Annotated in this window: 14 protein-coding genes and 1 tRNA gene; 11 read left to right on the forward strand and 4 right to left on the reverse strand. The window is 62.0% G+C overall.

Going from position 1 to position 16,072, the window contains the following annotated elements:
* Positions 1 to 72 precede the first annotated feature (72 nt).
* On the reverse strand, positions 73 to 1,587 hold the full coding sequence (locus tag F8A10_RS04555; protein WP_152366801.1) for a YifB family Mg chelatase-like AAA ATPase: 1,515 nt from the start codon (positions 1,585 to 1,587) through the stop codon (positions 73 to 75).
* Between the two features lie 133 nt (positions 1,588 to 1,720).
* Between F8A10_RS04555 and coaBC the strand changes: the two genes are divergently transcribed.
* The 10 genes from coaBC (at position 1,721) to F8A10_RS04605 (ending at position 10,389) form a co-directional block, all read left to right on the forward strand.
* Entirely contained in the window at positions 1,721 to 2,974 is a 1,254-nt protein-coding gene (gene coaBC, locus F8A10_RS04560) for a bifunctional phosphopantothenoylcysteine decarboxylase/phosphopantothenate--cysteine ligase CoaBC (RefSeq protein ID WP_152366802.1), read from the forward strand.
* Positions 2,974 to 4,041 carry a cysteine desulfurase family protein gene (locus tag F8A10_RS04565; RefSeq protein WP_152366803.1) on the forward strand — a complete coding sequence of 356 codons (1,068 nt, stop codon included), beginning with the start codon at positions 2,974 to 2,976 and terminating at the stop codon, positions 4,039 to 4,041. Before coaBC ends, F8A10_RS04565 begins: the two co-directional genes overlap by 1 nt.
* A 1-nt stretch (position 4,042) precedes the next feature.
* Positions 4,043 to 5,569 carry a Fe-S cluster assembly protein SufB gene (sufB, locus tag F8A10_RS04570; RefSeq protein ID WP_152366804.1) on the forward strand — a complete coding sequence of 509 codons (1,527 nt, stop codon included), beginning with the start codon at positions 4,043 to 4,045 and terminating at the stop codon, positions 5,567 to 5,569.
* On the forward strand, positions 5,566 to 5,877 hold the full coding sequence (locus F8A10_RS04575) for a heavy metal-binding domain-containing protein (RefSeq protein WP_010395189.1): 312 nt from the start codon (positions 5,566 to 5,568) through the stop codon (positions 5,875 to 5,877). The genes sufB and F8A10_RS04575 overlap by 4 nt, the downstream gene beginning before the upstream one ends.
* A 10-nt stretch (positions 5,878 to 5,887) precedes the next feature.
* Positions 5,888 to 6,643, forward strand: a complete 756-nt coding sequence (sufC, locus tag F8A10_RS04580; protein ID WP_010395188.1) for a Fe-S cluster assembly ATPase SufC — start codon at positions 5,888 to 5,890, stop codon at positions 6,641 to 6,643.
* Positions 6,643 to 7,989 (forward strand): SufB/SufD family protein, encoded by a 1,347-nt coding sequence (locus tag F8A10_RS04585; protein ID WP_010395186.1) that lies wholly within the window; start codon positions 6,643 to 6,645, stop codon positions 7,987 to 7,989. Before sufC ends, F8A10_RS04585 begins: the two co-directional genes overlap by 1 nt.
* Positions 7,986 to 8,474, forward strand: coding sequence for a hypothetical protein (locus tag F8A10_RS04590; protein WP_085502230.1), 489 nt, complete (start codon positions 7,986 to 7,988; stop codon positions 8,472 to 8,474). The genes F8A10_RS04585 and F8A10_RS04590 overlap by 4 nt, the downstream gene beginning before the upstream one ends.
* Entirely contained in the window at positions 8,471 to 9,058 is a 588-nt protein-coding gene (locus tag F8A10_RS04595) for a YIP1 family protein (protein WP_152366805.1), read from the forward strand. The genes F8A10_RS04590 and F8A10_RS04595 overlap by 4 nt, the downstream gene beginning before the upstream one ends.
* Positions 9,055 to 10,266 carry a cysteine desulfurase gene (locus F8A10_RS04600; protein WP_085502228.1) on the forward strand — a complete coding sequence of 404 codons (1,212 nt, stop codon included), beginning with the start codon at positions 9,055 to 9,057 and terminating at the stop codon, positions 10,264 to 10,266. Before F8A10_RS04595 ends, F8A10_RS04600 begins: the two co-directional genes overlap by 4 nt.
* Before the next feature lie 46 nt (positions 10,267 to 10,312).
* Positions 10,313 to 10,389 (forward strand) — tRNA-Arg (locus F8A10_RS04605).
* 147 nt (positions 10,390 to 10,536) lie between these two features.
* Here F8A10_RS04605 and F8A10_RS21045 read toward each other — a convergent pair.
* The 3 genes from F8A10_RS21045 to F8A10_RS04615 all read right to left on the reverse strand — a co-directional run bounded on the left by F8A10_RS21045 (position 10,537) and on the right by F8A10_RS04615 (position 14,771).
* A complete protein-coding gene (locus F8A10_RS21045) occupies positions 10,537 to 10,695 on the reverse strand; it encodes a hypothetical protein (protein WP_176224543.1) in 159 nt (52 codons plus the stop codon).
* 682 nt (positions 10,696 to 11,377) lie between these two features.
* A complete protein-coding gene (purL, locus tag F8A10_RS04610) occupies positions 11,378 to 13,546 on the reverse strand; it encodes a phosphoribosylformylglycinamidine synthase subunit PurL (RefSeq protein ID WP_152366806.1) in 2,169 nt (722 codons plus the stop codon).
* Positions 13,547 to 13,850: 304 nt separating this feature from the next.
* Positions 13,851 to 14,771 (reverse strand): LysR family transcriptional regulator, encoded by a 921-nt coding sequence (locus tag F8A10_RS04615; RefSeq protein ID WP_010399690.1) that lies wholly within the window; start codon positions 14,769 to 14,771, stop codon positions 13,851 to 13,853.
* Positions 14,772 to 15,258: 487 nt separating this feature from the next.
* Here F8A10_RS04615 and F8A10_RS04620 point away from each other — a divergent pair, with 487 nt between their 5' ends.
* The gene (locus F8A10_RS04620) at positions 15,259 to 16,071 is read left to right on the forward strand and encodes a glutamate racemase (RefSeq protein WP_010399687.1); all 813 of its coding nucleotides are present in this window, start codon (positions 15,259 to 15,261) and stop codon (positions 16,069 to 16,071) included.
* The last annotated feature ends 1 nt before the right edge of the window (position 16,072 follow it).

Raw genomic sequence — 16,072 nt, forward strand, 5'->3', positions numbered from 1 at the left:
AGGGGACCTGTTCAGGTTAATCAAACCACCTCTCCCCTTACTTCTTGTTTTCTGCAAAAACAGCGCCGGCTGTTAATCTGCGCGGCCGAAAGGCAGGCGATATGAAAGCGCTTCGGCCAAATGCGGTTGGCGGATTTCAGCAGATTGATCCAGATCGGCAATGGTCCGGGCACTGCGCAGGATGCGGTGATAGCCGCGCGGAGTGAGGCCCAGCCGGTTGGCTGCAAGGGTCAGTAAGGACTGGCAATCCTGGTCCAGCGGCGCGATTTCCTCTAGCAGGCGACCTGATGCGTCTGCGTTCACCCGCGCTTTGGGATGGCCAGCAAAGCGTTTGGTCTGCATGGCTCGCGCGGCGGTGACCCGTTCCGCCACTGTGGCAGAGCTCTCGCCTGTTGCAGGCAGGGACAGGTCCTCGATCGAGACCTGAGGCATCTCGATGCGCAGATCGAAACGATCCATCATCGGGCCCGAGACCCGCCCCATGTAATCTGCTCCGCAGCGTGGCGCCTTTGAACAAGCCCGAGCGGCATCGGCAATGTCTCCGCAGCGGCAGGGATTCGCCGCGGCAACCAGAAGAAAACGCGCCGGGTAGCGGATATGGGCGTTGGCACGAGAGACATGGATCTCTCCGGTTTCGAGTGGTTCGCGCAGGGCGTCGATGACCCGGCGTTCAAACTCGGGCAGTTCGTCGAGAAACAGCACGCCATTATGCGCAAGGCTGACCTGCCCGGGCCGGGCATTGCGTCCGCCACCGACCATCGCCGCCATGGAGGCGGTGTGATGTGGCTGACAGAAGGGCGCGGCACGTGAGATTTTACCGTCTGACAGTAAGCCGGCCACTGATTGGATGACCGAGGTTTCCAGTGCCTCTTGCGGTGTCAGGGGCGGCAGGATGCTGGGTAACCGGGTGGCGAGCATGGATTTGCTGGCCCCGGGCGGTCCCACCATTAACAGATGATGACGCCCGGCAGCAGCGATTTCCAGGGCGCGTCGCGCACGCTCCTGTCCTTTGACCTCGGCCAGGTCAAGGTCATGAACGGTTTCGGCAAGCGCCCCTGCGGCGGTGCGGCCAAGTGGGGCACGGTCGCTTAGATGATCGACCGCCTCACGCAAGTTGTGCGGGGCAAAGACAGGTACAGCATCGACCCAGGCAGCTTCGGCGCCGCAAGGGTGGGGGACGAGCAAGGCGCGGTTGTCCTCGGCCGCTGCTACGGCGGCGGGCAGGGCGCCCGCGATGGGCGCAAGGCGGCCGTCCAGCGCGAGCTCGCCAAGGGTGACGACGCGCTCTAACGCGTCGGCGGGCACGATCTCCAGCGCCGCCAGCACGGCAAGAGCGATGGGCAGGTCAAAATGCGAACCCTCTTTCGGCAGGTCGGCGGGTGAGAGGTTCACTGTCACCCGACGCGAGGGCATGGCGATTGATAGCGCGCCGAAGGCGGCCTTGACCCGCTCGCGGGCCTCGCTGACTGATTTGTCGGGCAGGCCGACGATGCCGAAGCCCGGAAGTCCGGGCGAGACCGAGCATTGCACCTCGACCAGCCGTGCCTCGGTCCCGTCGAAGGCAACGGTATATGCAATCGCCGCCATCAGCGCCCCCAGCGTCACATCCGGGACGGTCTAATCCGGCAGGTCTTAATGTTAAGTTAACGTCGTCGCTTGCTTGTCGTGCGCGCCTGATCCGCCTATGTGCAAAGCAACCATCAAGGTACAGGAGGCGACCATGCAGGGCAGCCGCATATTGCTGATCGTCGGCGGGGGAATCGCCGCCTTCAAGATTCCCCAGTTGATCCGCATGATCCGGCGAGAGGGCGGTTCGGTCGTCCCGGTGCTGACAAAGGCAGGCGCTGAATTCGTCACTCCGCTGACGCTTTCGGCGTTGGCCGAAGCCCCTTGCCATACCGAGCTGTTCGACCTGACGCGCGAATCCGAAATGGGCCATATTCAGCTGTCGCGGGCTGCCGATCTGGTCGTGGTCGCCCCCGCGACTGCCAATCTTTTGGCGCGGATGGCGGCGGGCATGGCCGATGATCTGGCCTCGACGCTGCTTCTGGCGACCGACAAGCCGGTGCTGGCTGCCCCGGCAATGAATGTGCGCATGTGGCAGCACCCGGCCACCCAGCGCAATCTTGAGACGCTAGAGAATGACGGCATCCGTTTTGTCGGCCCGGAAGACGGCGATATGGCCTGCGGTGAATTTGGCCCCGGACGCATGGCCGAGCCCGAGGCGATCCTTGAGGCGATCCGGGCTGCGCTTGGTCGGCAAAAGCCCCTGCGCCTGCCACCCGAAGCCGCAATCTCGCTGCCGTCACAAAGGCTGAGCGGGCAGCATGTGATCGTGACCTCGGGTCCGACCCATGAGCCGATCGACCCTGTGCGCTATATCGCCAACCGCTCAAGCGGTGCGCAGGGTACCGCGATTGCTGCCGCCTTGCGCGATTTGGGTGCGCGGGTCAGCTTTATCACGGGTCCCGCCGAGACCGCGCCGCCCGAGGGGGTTGAGGTCATCACCGTTCAGACCGCGCGCGAGATGCGGGCCGCTGTTGAGGCGGCTCTTCCCGCTGATGCGGCGGTCATGGCCGCCGCCGTGGCGGACTGGCATGTTGCCAATGCCGGGGCGGGTAAGATCAAAAAGGACGGATCTGGACGGCCTCCGGCACTGGAGTTCAGTGAAAACCCCGACATTCTGGCGTGGATCAGTCAGTTGCAGCAGGGCAGGCCGCGGCTTGTCGTGGGCTTTGCCGCCGAAACCGACGATGTGTTGGAAAACGCGACCCGCAAGCGGCTGCGCAAGGGGTGTGACTGGATCGTTGCCAATGACGTCACCCCGGCGACCGGGATCATGGGCGGGTCCGAGAATGCGATCACCCTGATCTCGGAGGCGGGGGCAGAAAGCTGGCCGCGCCTGTCCAAGGGCGATGTCGGGCGCCGCCTGGCCGGGCGCATGGCCGATGTGCTTGTCGGGGCGGGTCGGTGATGGAGCGGGTCTATCTGGACTGGAATGCGACCGCCCCGCTGCGTCCCGAGACGCGCGAGGCGATGCGGGCGGCGATGGAGATTGTCGGCAACCCCTCATCGGTCCATGCCGAGGGGCGGGCGGCAAAGGCCGCGCTGGAGCAGGCGCGCGAGGATGTCGCGGCGGCACTTGGCGCCGAAGGGGCGGATGTGATCTTTACCTCGGGCGCGACCGAGGCTGCTGCACTGGTGTTGGCGGGGCGCGGGCTTGCCTGCTCTGCAGTCGAACATGCCGCGGTTCTGGCCTGGTGCCAGGCGGTGCTTGATACCGACGCAGCGGGGTTGGTGACGGTGTCCGATCCTTCCCGCGCGGCACTGCAGATGGCCAATTCCGAAACCGGCGTTCTGCAGGACCTGCCGGCCGGGCTGGCGGTCAGCGACCTGACGCAGGCCTTTGGCAAGGTGCCTTTCGCCTTTAACTGGCTGGGCATTCAGGCGGGCTTTGTATCGGCCCACAAGCTTGGCGGACCACGTGGAACAGGCGCGCTGGTCGTCCGCCGCGGCACCGAGATCGAGGCGCGCATCAAGGGCGGCGGACAAGAGCAGGGCCGCCGCGCCGGAACCGAGAACCTGATCGGCATCATGGGCTTTGCGGCGGCGGCAAAAGCGGCCCAGAATGATCTGGATCAAGGAATCGGAGAAAAAGTGTCGCATTTACGCGATTCCCTGATGGCTGCTCTGGAATCCCGGGCGGAAATGGTTACATTCCCGGGGCGCGAGGCCCGTCGCCTGCCGAATACATTGTCGATTCTGACGCCGGGATGGCGCGGAGAGACGCAGGTGATGCAGATGGACCTGGCCGGATTTGCCGTTTCGGCAGGCTCGGCCTGTTCTTCCGGCAAGGTCCGGCCAAGCTCGGTCCTGACCGCCATGGGAATCGCGCCGGAATTGGCGGGTGATGCGATCCGCGTCTCGATCGGTCCGACGACGGAAGCTCGGGACGTGATGCGTTTCGCAGAGGCCTGGCTTGCGGCTTATGACCGCTGGCGGCAAAGGGATGATCGGCGGGCGACCGCGGGAAGGGTTTGAAATGACTGAACAGATCGGCGATGCAATCGAGATCCGCGAGGGCGTAGACCGCGAGACCGTCGAGACCGTGCAGAACATGGGGTCCTATAAATACGGCTGGGATACCGAAATCGAGATGGAATATGCCCCCAAGGGCATCAATGAGGACATCGTCCGGCTGATCTCGAAAAAGAACGAAGAGCCCGAATGGATGACGGAATGGCGCCTGCAGGCTTTCCGCCGCTGGCAGACCATGACCGAACCCAAATGGGCGATGCTGAACTATCCTGAGATCGACTATCAGGATCAGTATTACTACGCCCGCCCGAAAAGCATGGAGGTCAAGCCCAGGTCGCTGGACGAGGTCGATCCGAAGCTGCTTGCCACCTATGAAAAGCTGGGCATCCCGCTGAAAGAGCAGATGATCCTTGCCGGGATCGAAGGTGCCGAAGGCGCCCCGGCCGAGGCGCGTCAGGTTGCGGTCGATGCGGTCTTTGACAGCGTCAGCGTGGGCACCACCTTCAAGGACGAACTGGCAAAGGCCGGCGTGATCTTTTGCTCGATCTCCGAGGCGATCCGCGAACATCCCGAACTGGTGCGCAAATATCTTGGCTCGGTCGTGCCCCAGTCGGACAACTTTTTTGCGACGCTGAACTCGGCGGTCTTTTCGGACGGCAGCTTTGTCTATGTTCCGCCGGGCGTGCGCTGCCCGATGGAACTGTCGACCTATTTCCGCATCAATGCCGAAAACACCGGCCAGTTTGAGCGTACGCTGATCATCGCCGACAAGGGCTCTTACGTCAGCTATCTGGAAGGCTGCACTGCGCCCAAGCGCGACGTTGCCCAGCTGCACGCCGCCGTGGTCGAAATTGTCGTGCTGGAGGATGCCGAGGTCAAATACTCGACTGTCCAGAACTGGTTCCCTGGCGACGAGGAAGGCAAGGGCGGCATCTATAACTTTGTCACCAAGCGTGCCGACTGCCGCGAGGCGCGGGCCAAAGTGATGTGGACGCAGGTCGAGACCGGCTCGGCCATCACCTGGAAATATCCGTCGTGCATCCTGCGCGGCGAGGAAAGCCAGGGTGAGTTCTACTCGATCGCAATTGCCAACAACCATCAGCAGGCTGACACCGGCACCAAGATGATCCATCTTGGCAAGAACACCCGCTCACGCATTGTTTCCAAAGGGATTTCTGCCGGGCATGCGCAGAACACCTACCGCGGCCTTGTGTCGATGCACCCCCGTGCAACGAACAGCCGCAACTATACGCAATGCGACAGCTTGCTGATTGGCGACAAATGCGGTGCCCATACCGTGCCCTATATCGAGGTCAAGAACACCTCGTCGCGCGTCGAACATGAGGCGACAACCTCCAAGGTCGATGATGACCAGCTCTTCTATTGCCGTCAGCGCGGCATGGACGAAGAAGAGGCGGTGGCGCTGGTGGTGAACGGCTTCTGCCGCGAGGTGCTGCAGGCCCTGCCGATGGAGTTCGCCATGGAGGCGCAGTCGCTGGTCGCCATCTCGCTGGAGGGGTCGGTCGGATGATCGTCACCACCACTCCCACCATCGAGGGCCGTCGTATCAGTGCCTATCATGGCGTGGTGACGGGCGAGACCATCATCGGTGCCAATATCTTCCGTGACCTTTTTGCCGGGATTCGCGATATTGTGGGCGGCCGTTCAGGCGCCTACGAAACCGCGCTGGCTTCGGCCCGCGAAACCGCTTTGTCCGAGATGCAGGACCGCGCCCGCGAACTGGGCGGCAATGCCGTGGTCGGCGTCGATCTGGACTATGAAGTGATCAACAACATGCTGATGGTGTCCGCCTCGGGCACCGCCGTGACTGTCGAATAGGAACCGAACTATGCTGGAAATCAAGAATCTGCACGTCAAGCTTGAGGATGAGGACAAGCAGATCCTCAAAGGCGTCGATCTGACTGTCCCGGCTGGTGAGGTCCATGCGATCATGGGTCCGAACGGTTCGGGTAAATCGACGCTGTCCTACGTTCTGTCGGGCCGTGACGGCTATGAGGTGACTGACGGCGCGGCCAGGCTGGGCGGTCAGGACCTGCTGGAAATGGAACCTGAACAGCGCGCCAGCGCAGGCCTGTTCCTGGCTTTCCAATACCCGGTCGAAATCCCCGGCGTTGGCAACCTGACCTTCCTGCGCACCGCTGCCAATGCGCAGCGCAAAGCCCGGGGTGAGCCCGAGCTTAGCGCGGCGGATTTTCTCAAGCTGATCCGTGAAAAGGCCAAGACGCTGAAAATCGACAGCGAGATGCTGAAGCGTTCGGTCAACGTCGGCTTCTCTGGCGGCGAAAAGAAGCGCAATGAGATCCTGCAAATGGCGGTGCTTGAGCCGCGCATGTGCATTCTGGATGAAACCGACTCGGGTCTTGACGTCGATGCGATGCGGCTGGTCGCCGATGGCGTCAACGCGCTGCGTTCGCCCGACCGTGCCTTCCTTGTCATCACCCATTACCAGCGGTTGCTTGACCATATCCGCCCTGATGTCGTCCACATCATGGCCAATGGCCGTATTGTGCGCACCGGCGGTCCTGAACTGGCGCTGGAGGTCGAACAAAACGGTTACGGAGATCTTCTGGCGGAGGTCGGATAATGGCGGACACGGCTGTTCTTGCAGCGCAGGCCGCGGCCAGTGCCGACAAGGCTCGTCCAGGTGATGCCGCGCTGGCTGCGCGTCTTGACGTGCTGACCTTGCCTGAGGGCGGGTTTACCCGCGCTGCGCGCGAGGATGCGGCGCAGCGGCTTCAGGCCATGGGCCTGCCCGGCCCGCGCGACGAATACTGGCGCTATACCGATCCCGCGCTGTTTAATGCCGCCCGGCCCGAAGCGGCCGAAATTGCTGGCGATTCCTCGACGCTGTTCACAGAAATCGAGCGGCTGAACCTCGTCTTTGTTGACGGGCGCTTTGACGCCGCGGCTTCGGACAAGCTGGAGGGCGAAGGGGTCGAGATTGAGAACCTCGCTTCGGCCGAGGGTCGTGCTGACCACTGGGCGGCGGGCCTTTATGGCAGGCTTGAGGCGGCTGGTCAGCAGCCGGTCAAACGTCCCTTTGCAGTGTTGAACACACTGACCGCCTCGGATGGTGTGCTGATCCGGGTTACTGGCCGGATCGGGCGTCCGGTTCACATTACCTATCACCGCTCGGCTGTGGATGCGGATGTCTCCCTGCACCATGTTGTCAAGCTTGAGGAGGGGGCAGAACTGACCCTGCTTGAGACCGGGGCCATCGGCGCACGCTCGAACGTGGTGCTGGAGGTTGAGGTCGGCAAAGGCGCGCGTTTCCACCATGTCAGCGCCAAGCGGGCCAATGATCCCAAACTGGGGATCGGCCATATCTTTGCCCGGGTTGAGAGCGAGGCGCTGTTCAAGTCCTTTGCCCTGACCGTCAACGGGCGGATGATGCGCAATGAGGCGGTGATCGACATCGCTGGCGATGACGCGATCGCCCATATCGCCGCTGCCGTTCTCGGTGATGGCGACACCGGCCGTTTCCACCATGATGACACCGTCTTTATCATCCATGGGGCTGAGCGTTGCGAAAGCCGGCAGGTGTTCAAGAAGGTGCTGAAAAACAGTGCCGAAGGCGTGTTCCAGGGCAAGATTCTTGTCAAGCCGGGCGCACAAAAGACCGACGGCTACCAGATCAGCCAAGGGCTGCTTCTGGACGAAGGCAGCCAGTTCCTCGCCAAGCCCGAGCTTGAGATCTATGCCGATGACGTCAAATGCTCGCATGGCTCGACTACCGGTGCGCTGGACGAGACGGCACTTTTCTACCTGCGTTCGCGCGGGGTGCCGAAAGAGCGTGCGATCGTGCTGCTGGTCCTGTCCTTCCTTGCCGATGCTCTGGAAGAGATCGAAGATGAGCGGCTGCGCGACGACATCCTCGGCCGTCTGGAAGACTGGCTGACCCAGCGCGCGGGCAACCAGGGCAAGGCATGAGCCAGGCTGGCATCGTCCCGCGCATCCTGCAAAGCTGGTGGGCGCCGGGCAGGGTGGTTGCTTCCTTGCGCGGCATGCCCGACCGGGTGCTGATCGTCGTGCTGATGACGGCGATGCTGATCTTTCTGATCGCGCAGGCACCGGGCCATGCCCGGGCTGCGCAATTGCAGCCCGATGTCCCCTTGGGTGCGCGTATGGGCGGGGCCTTGCTGGCGGTCATGTTCATCATGCCGCTGGTCGCCTATGGCCTTGCGGCGCTGGTTGCGGCCCTGTCGCGGCTGACGCCATGGCCAGTCGCCCCGCAGGATTCGCGGCTGGCGCTGTTCTGGGCACTGTTGGCGGTTGCTCCCGCCATGTTGCTTGCCGGGCTGACGGCGGGTCTGGTGGGGCCGGGCAGGGCGTTGACCCTGACGCAGTCGCTTGCAGGGCTTGGGTTCCTTTGCATTTGGGGCGCCGGGCTGCGCAGTCTGGCGGGCGGGCGATGAGGTTCAGTGATCTTGGCGATCTGACGGTTCTGACGCTGCGCGACCCCGAAAGTGCCCTTCGGGTACTGCGTAGTCTTGATCTGCCGATGGTGGCGCGCTGGATGGTGCTGTTACTGGCGGTGACGCTTTCGACGCTGCTGGCCGGGCTGTCCCTGATGCTGTTTCCGATCGAGGTGGACAACCCGGTCTCTCGCATGCTTTCCGAGCCGATGACTTTGGCGGGTATCCAGCTTGGCGCCATGGTGCTGTCGGCGCTGTGCGTGGCCCAGATCGGACGGCTTTTCGGTGGGCATGGCAACTTTGCCGATGCGCTGCTGGTGGTCGGCTGGGTCGAGCTGATGCTTGTCGGCCTGCAAGCGGTGCAGGTGGTGATGATGGCGTTGTTTCCCGCCACGGCCACGCTGCTTTCGATGCTGGCCTTTGGCCTATTCCTTTATCTTGCCGTGACCATGACCAAGGCGCTGCACGGGTTTACCAACACCGGCAAGGTGGTGGTGGGGCTGATCGGCAGCATCTTTCTGATTGGCTTTGTGCTGTCGCTCTTTGCGGCTGCATTCGGCATTGTCCCCGAGGTGACACCATGAGCTTCGACGTCGAAAAGGTCCGTGCCGATTTCCCGATCCTGTCGCGGCAGGTGAATGGCCGCCCGCTGGTCTATCTGGACAACGGCGCCTCGGCACAAAAGCCGCGCGTGGTGATCGACGCGGTGACGCGTGCCTATGAGGCCGAATATGCGAATGTTCATCGTGGCCTGCATTTCCTGTCGAACCTCGCGACCGAGAATTATGAGCGTGTCCGCGCCATCATCGCCCGTTTCCTGAACGCCCCGCGTGAAGATGAGGTGATCTTCGCCTCGGGCTCGACCGAGGCGATCAACCTTGTCTCTTACGGCTGGGCCGCGCCGCGCCTGCAGGCCGGGGATGAAATTGTGCTTTCGGTGCTTGAGCACCACGCCAATATCGTGCCTTGGCATTTTTTGCGCGAACGTCAGGGCGTGCAGCTGAAATGGGTTGAGCCCGAGGCCGACGGTTCACTTCCGGCAGAAAAGGTGCTGGCCGCGGTCGGTCCGCGCACCCGGCTGATCGCCGTCACCCATATGTCGAACGTAACGGGTACCGTAGTCGATGTGGGGGCGATTGCACGCAGCACTTCGGTTCCGGTTCTGGTAGATGGCAGCCAGGCGGCCGTTCATATGCCGGTGGACCTTTCGTTGCTTGGCGTTGATTTCTACTGCATCACCGGGCACAAGCTATATGGCCCCTCGGGCTCGGGTGCGATCTGGATCCGGGCCGAGCGTCAGGCCGAGATGCGGCCTTTTATGGGTGGCGGTGACATGATCCGCACGGTGACCCGGGATGCTGTTGACTATGCCGACCCACCTCTGCGCTTCGAGGCGGGAACGCCCGGTATCGTCAATCAGATCGGACTTGGTGCGGCGCTGGAATATCTGATGTCGCTGGGCATGGAGAATGTTGCCGCGCATGAGCGTGACCTGCGTGATTATGCGCGCGAACGGCTGCGCAGTCTGAACTGGCTGTCGGTTCAGGGCGACGCGGCGGACAAGGGCGCCATCTTCTCGATGACGATGCAGGGCGCGCATGCGCATGACATTTCGACCATCCTCGACAAGCGCGGCATTGCGGTTCGCGCGGGGACTCATTGTGCCATGCCGCTGCTGGATTTCTTTGGCGCCAGCGCTACGGCTCGGGCCAGCTTTGCCCTTTACAACACCCGAGCCGAGGTCGATGCGCTGATCGACGGGCTTGTTTTTTGCCGCGAGCTTTTCGCCTGAACCCCATTGCAGAGCCGCGTTTTTGCGGCTAAGCAGCGGGGGCGCTGCACCCGTAGCTCAGCTGGATAGAGTGTCGCCCTCCGAAGGCGAAGGTCACAGGTTCGAATCCTGTCGGGTGCGCCATTTCAGAACTGAGAAAAGGCAGATAGTTTTGCCTTTTTGATCACGGAAGCTGCCTCGCGATCAGGCTGAATACCTCATAAATCATTGGAATAGATCGCAATAGTGTCGCGCGCACCCCACAGATATAGCGGCTACAACGTTCACACCTCAGCTAAGCGAAGCCAGAGCAGCGCCAAGGGTGACACCCGGAACAACAATTGCGGCGCCAGCCAACATAGGCTGCCAGACAGGTCGTTCGCGGATACGTGCGGTGTCTCTAATGAGAGCGGCAATCTCGGCGCGTATCAGTTCGTCGGTTTCGTTCATTCTCGCCCCTCAACCTGGCCCATGGCTTGTAAGATCCAAGCCTCTACCGACGGAAGGCACCTGCCTTCACGGAGCAATCCCCTCTTCCTTTTGCAGCGTGATCAGGTGCAGGGCATGCATGCAGGTGCATGAGAACGATTAACCCGTAATGGCTTCAAGGCCGATAGGATGGCGACGGCCTGTATCGTTCACGATCCGGACGATGTCGACGACGGCGAAGACGACCTGCCGGAAGCCTGGCATCGGCCTTGGTGCGATCTGGGCACATCATGGGCGGTTGCCCGTGAAGCTCGGCAGGGTGCAGGTGTTCGCGGTGGCGCAGTGCTCTGACCTTCGTAGGCATCTATCAGAATTTTCCGAACGCTTTTGGGGGGATCGTCAGGCAGATCTGCCGCATCGCTATGGCAGAGTCTCAATGCGATAGACTTTTGATTTTCAGTGTTTTTCTGCTGCTATGCGCATTGCGCATCTGCGCGGCAGGGAGACGCGATGGGCCCATTATGGCTTTGGCCCGTATGTAGCTTAGCCATCCACCATCTGCCAAACCGACCATCAGTGTTTGAGACTGTACACCGGGTCAGCTAGAGCAGGGGCTGTTCTGGGCGGGTGCAGTGACCAACAAGGACAAAGCGGTATGGGGGTGCGCTCAGGCAAGGCGCACCCGGATCTTATGCAGGCCGCCTCAAACTTCGAGCTTAAGGCTTTTTTCAAAGGCAGTACGGTAGAGACCCGACAGTTCGGCCAAGGGCGCTGCATCGCCACCGAACCTGACCTGCTCCCCCCCAAAGCGACCAACCTGTGCCAGCGGCACGCCGGCGGCATGGGCGGCCTCGGTCAGCTTGCCGGCGTTTTCGGACGAGCAGGCGACGAGATAGCGGGCCTGATCTTCGCCGAAAAGCTGGGCGATTTCGGCGCTGTCAAGCGTGACACCCAGCCCAGCTGCCTCGGCCATTTCGAAGGCGGCGAGGGCCAGGCCACCATCCGACAGGTCGGTTGCGGCCGAAACGAGCTTGCGCTCGGCGCGCAGGAATTCACCATTCCGACGTTCGGCGCTCAGGTCCACATGGGGGGCGTCCCCGGCCTCGATACCAAAGGCCTCGGCGGCAAGCGCCGACTGGCCAAGGTGGCCACGCGTTTCTCCGATGACCAGCGCCAGATCACCCTCGGACGGCAGGCCCGCGATCAGATCGTCCAGATCGGCAATCAAGCCGACGCCGCCAATGGTCGGGGTGGGCAGAATACCCTTGCCGTCGGTTTCATTGTAAAGCGAGACGTTGCCCGAAACGATCGGGAAGTCGAGCGCCTTGCATGCCTCGCCGATACCGCGGATTGCGCCGACGAATTGCCCCATGATCTCGGGTTTTTCAGGATTACCGAAATTCAGGTTGTCCGTTGCAGCCAAGGGCAGGGCGCCACAGGCGGTCAGGTTGCGATAGGCCTCGGCCACGGCCTGTTTGCCGCCTTCATAGGGATTGGCGCGGACATAGCGCGGGGTCACGTCGCTGGTAAAGGCCAGGGCCTTTTGCGTGCCATGGACGCGCACCACGCCGGCGCCAAGGCCGGGGCGGCGGACGGTATCAGCACCGACCTGCGTGTCATATTGTTCCCAGACCCAGCCTTTATGGGCGTGGTTGGGGCTGCCGATCAGCGCCTTGAGCGCAGCGATCGGGGTGATGGCGGGCAGAGAGGGCATCTCGGCCGCGGCCGGGGTCTCGACCCAGGGACGGTCATATTCAGGGGCGCTGGAGCTGAGTTTCGACAGCGGCAGATCCGCCTTGACCTCATTTCCGTGCACGATCAGGAAACGATCCTCGGCGATGGTCTCGCCGACGATGGCAAAATCCAGATCCCATTTCTCAAAGATCGCGCGGGCCTCGGCTTCTTTCTCGGGTTTCAGGACCATGAGCATCCGCTCCTGGCTTTCCGAGAGCATCATCTCGTAGGCGGTCATGCCGGTTTCGCGCTGGGGCACGTTGTCGAGCACCAGCTTGATCCCAAGACCGCCTTTGTCGCCCATCTCGACGGCCGAACAGGTCAGCCCCGCCGCGCCCATATCCTGGATCGAGATCACCGAATCCGTCTGCATCAATTCAAGGCAGGCTTCGAGCAGGCATTTTTCGGTGAAGGGGTCGCCGACCTGCACGGTCGGGCGCTTTTCTTCGATGGTGTCGTCAAATTCGGCCGAGGCCATGGTCGCGCCGCCGACGCCATCGCGGCCGGTCTTGGCACCCAGATAGACGACGGGCATGCCGACGCCCGAGGCCGCCGAATAAAAGATCTTGTCGGCGTCAGCCAGGCCCGCGGCAAAGGCGTTGACCAGGCAGTTGCCATCATAGCTGCTGTGGAAGCGTACTTCGCCGCCGACGTTCGGCACGCCGAAAGCGTTGCCATAAGCGCCGATCCCCTCGACTACGCCCTTGACGAGATGGGCGGTCTTGGGGTGCTCGGGGCGGCCAAAGGACAGCGCGTCCATGGCGGCGATGGGGCGGGCACCCATGGTAAAGACGTCGCGCAGGATGCCGCCAACACCGGTCGCGGCACCCTGATGGGGTTCGATATAGCTTGGGTGGTTGTGGCTCTCCATCTTGAAGACCACGGCCTGACCGTCGCCAATATCCACAACACCTGCATTCTCGCCCGGGCCACAGATCACCTGCGGGCCGGTGGTCGGCAGGGTACGCAGCCATTTCTTGGACGACTTGTAGGAACAATGCTCGTTCCACATGGCTGAAAAGATGCCAAGCTCGGTGAAAGTCGGCTCGCGGCCGATGATCTCGAGGATGCGCTGGTACTCATCAGGCTTTAACCCATGTGCGGCGATCAGTTCCTCGGTGATCTGCGGTTCGTTCATCTTGGCGCCCTTTTCCCCGGTTTGCGGCCTTTTAAGCGCCACGGCCCGGTTAGGAAAGAGGCTCGCGCGTGCGGACGGCACCAAGGTCACGAAAGGGCGAAAAAAAAAGCCGGGCATAAAGCCCGGCTCAAGTCCAACAGGGAGGTTGAAGGTGATGAGAGTTTCCTCAAATCATCCCCTTCGAGATCGGAAATATGTGCAGTTGGCGAATGGTTCAAGGCTGATTTCCGCATTGCAGCACATGGCCGATATGCAATCTGCGAATGCCTCGTGCAAAACGGCAGAATTCCTGCCGCTTTACCGGTCAATCCACGGATGGATTGGCAATTTCCTCCTCGGTCTGCTGACGGCGCAGGGACTGGATCTCTTCCAGCACGAAGTCACGGAAGGCCGCGACCCGGCGCGAGGTGCGCAGCTCTTCGGGGAAGGCGAGAAACACCGGCACTTCGCCTGATTGAATATCAGGCAGCACGCGGATCAGGTTTGGAAAGTCCACGCTAAGATAGTCAGGCAGCACGCCGATGCCGACATGGCTGAGCACCGCTTGCAGCACGCCGAAATAGTTGTTCACCATCAGCGTCGATTTCATGTTCTGCGCCAGGACCATTTGCGACAGGACTGCCCCCGAACTGACCTGAGGCGTCTGCGGGTTCTGGCAGATCAGCCGGTGCGCGCCCATATCCTCGACCCGTTCGGGGGTGCCGGCCCGTTCAAGGTATTCCGGCGTTGCATAAAGGCGCATGCGGATATTGAGCAGCCGGCGGCGGATCAGGTCCTGCTGGTTCGGCTCTTTCATACGGATGGCGACGTCTGCCTCGCGCATGGGCAGATCAAGAACGCGCTCTTCCAGCATCAGGTCGATCTTGAGATCGGGATAGCGGTCATAAAGCTTGGCCAGACGCGGCACCAGCCACAGCGTGCCAAAGCCCGTGGTGGTCGTCACCTTCAGCTCGCCGAAAACGCCTTCCTCGCTGTCGCGGATCCGGGCAGCGGTGGTGTCGAGCTTGCGCACCATGGACGAGGTCGCCTCGAACAGCAATTCGCCCTGTTCGGTCAGGATCAGACCCCGGGCATGCCGGTGGAACAGGGTCGTGCCCAGAGAATCCTCAAGCGCACGGATCTGACGGCTGACGGCAGATTGGGACAGGTGCAACACATCGCCCGCGTGGGTCAGGCTGCCCGCGTCGGCGACGGCGTGGAATATTCTTAACTTGTCCCAATCCATAACAATGCTTTCTTGCGGCATCAGCCATGCATTTTGTGCAACCCTTATCACAGTAGGTTAGCGGAACAAGTCTGCAAGATGCCGGGAAAACTGTTTCTCGGTCAGTGTTGCTGACTTGTCCTGCCGCGCGAGCGGCCAAGCCAAGGATGAGGGCTGCAAGAGCACATAAAAATTCCATGTGCGCTGGCGATTCAACCCAAGGGGCGGTCACGCCGTTTTGAACAGCAATGCCCGGCCCAAGGTCTTTGGCTGGCGTTCAGGACAATGCGACGAAGCTGGGCTAAAGGCAAAGCCGTGATGCGCGACCTTGCGCCGCAGGTCAAGCATGGCGCACGGCAGGGCAGCACCGGGCCCGTAAGGACTTGCGGTGTATGTGTTTTGCGGCCTTGGTCGGGCATGGCTGCCCCAACGGGTGCAGCCTGACATAAATCATGGCAATCAGAGGCCGCGCGTCCTAAAAAGACGCGTCGCGTGCAGGAGGCTGATCATGGCAGTAGGCGTATTCGATTCGGGTTTGGGCGGTCTGACAGTGCTGGCCGCAATAGCCGCCCGAATGCCTGACCTGCCGCTGGTCTATCTGGGCGACAACGCCCATGCGCCTTATGGCGTGCGCGATGCCGATGACATTTTCAACCTGACCTGTGCCGGGGTGGAACGGCTGTGGGCCGAAGGTTGCGATCTGGTTATCCTTGCGTGCAACACGGCCTCGGCCGCTGCGCTGAAACGCATGCAAGAGACCTGGCTTCCTTCGGATAAGCGGGTGCTTGGCGTCTTTGTCCCGATGATCGAGGCGCTGACGGAACGGGGCTGGGGTGACAACTCTCCGCCGCGCGAGGTTGCAGTTAAGCATGTGGCGCTGTTTGCCACCCCTGCGACGGTCGCCAGCCGCGCCTTTCAACGTGAGCTTGCTTTCCGTGCCATTGGCGTCGACGTCGAGGCGCAGCCCTGCGGCGGTGTCGTCGATGCGATCGAGATGGGTGATGAAATTCTGGCCGAGGCGCTGGTGACCTCTCATGTCGAGGCGCTGCTGCGCCGGATGCCCCATCCCGAGGCGGCGATCCTTGGCTGCACCCATTATCCTCTTGTTCAGGACGCGTTCCAGAAGGCGCTGGGGCCTAAGGTCAAGGTTTACTCCCAGCCCAACCTGGTTGCCGAAAGCCTTGAGGATTATCTGGGCCGCCACCCGGAAATGGTCGGGAAAGGCACGGTCTCGCGTTTTCTGACCACCGGCGATCCCACGCGGGTTTCGGGCAAGGCAACACAGTTCATGCGCCATTCGATCAGGTTTGAAGGTGCCTGAA

The sequence above is a fragment of the Paracoccus kondratievae genome, assembly GCF_009301415.1.
In the GTDB taxonomy this organism is placed as follows: Bacteria; Pseudomonadota; Alphaproteobacteria; order Rhodobacterales; family Rhodobacteraceae; genus Paracoccus; species Paracoccus kondratievae.

What these genes read in the sequence shown, in the direction of transcription:
- sufB (WP_152366804.1), top strand. Translation starts at nt 4,043, where the DNA reads ATGACTGAACAGATCGGCGATGCAATCGAGATCCGCGAGGGCGTAGAC.
- F8A10_RS04585 (WP_010395186.1), top strand. Translation starts at nt 6,643, where the DNA reads ATGGCGGACACGGCTGTTCTTGCAGCGCAGGCCGCGGCCAGTGCCGAC.
- coaBC (WP_152366802.1), top strand. Translation starts at nt 1,721, where the DNA reads ATGCAGGGCAGCCGCATATTGCTGATCGTCGGCGGGGGAATCGCCGCC.
- F8A10_RS04555 (WP_152366801.1), bottom strand. Translation starts at nt 1,587, where the DNA reads ATGGCGGCGATTGCATATACCGTTGCCTTCGACGGGACCGAGGCACGG.
- F8A10_RS04620 (WP_010399687.1), top strand. Translation starts at nt 15,259, where the DNA reads ATGGCAGTAGGCGTATTCGATTCGGGTTTGGGCGGTCTGACAGTGCTG.
- sufC (WP_010395188.1), top strand. Translation starts at nt 5,888, where the DNA reads ATGCTGGAAATCAAGAATCTGCACGTCAAGCTTGAGGATGAGGACAAG.
- F8A10_RS04615 (WP_010399690.1), bottom strand. Translation starts at nt 14,771, where the DNA reads ATGGATTGGGACAAGTTAAGAATATTCCACGCCGTCGCCGACGCGGGC.
- purL (WP_152366806.1), bottom strand. Translation starts at nt 13,546, where the DNA reads ATGAACGAACCGCAGATCACCGAGGAACTGATCGCCGCACATGGGTTA.
- F8A10_RS04590 (WP_085502230.1), top strand. Translation starts at nt 7,986, where the DNA reads ATGAGCCAGGCTGGCATCGTCCCGCGCATCCTGCAAAGCTGGTGGGCG.
- F8A10_RS04595 (WP_152366805.1), top strand. Translation starts at nt 8,471, where the DNA reads ATGAGGTTCAGTGATCTTGGCGATCTGACGGTTCTGACGCTGCGCGAC.
- F8A10_RS21045 (WP_176224543.1), bottom strand. Translation starts at nt 10,695, where the DNA reads ATGAACGAAACCGACGAACTGATACGCGCCGAGATTGCCGCTCTCATT.
- F8A10_RS04600 (WP_085502228.1), top strand. Translation starts at nt 9,055, where the DNA reads ATGAGCTTCGACGTCGAAAAGGTCCGTGCCGATTTCCCGATCCTGTCG.
- F8A10_RS04575 (WP_010395189.1), top strand. Translation starts at nt 5,566, where the DNA reads ATGATCGTCACCACCACTCCCACCATCGAGGGCCGTCGTATCAGTGCC.
- F8A10_RS04565 (WP_152366803.1), top strand. Translation starts at nt 2,974, where the DNA reads ATGGAGCGGGTCTATCTGGACTGGAATGCGACCGCCCCGCTGCGTCCC.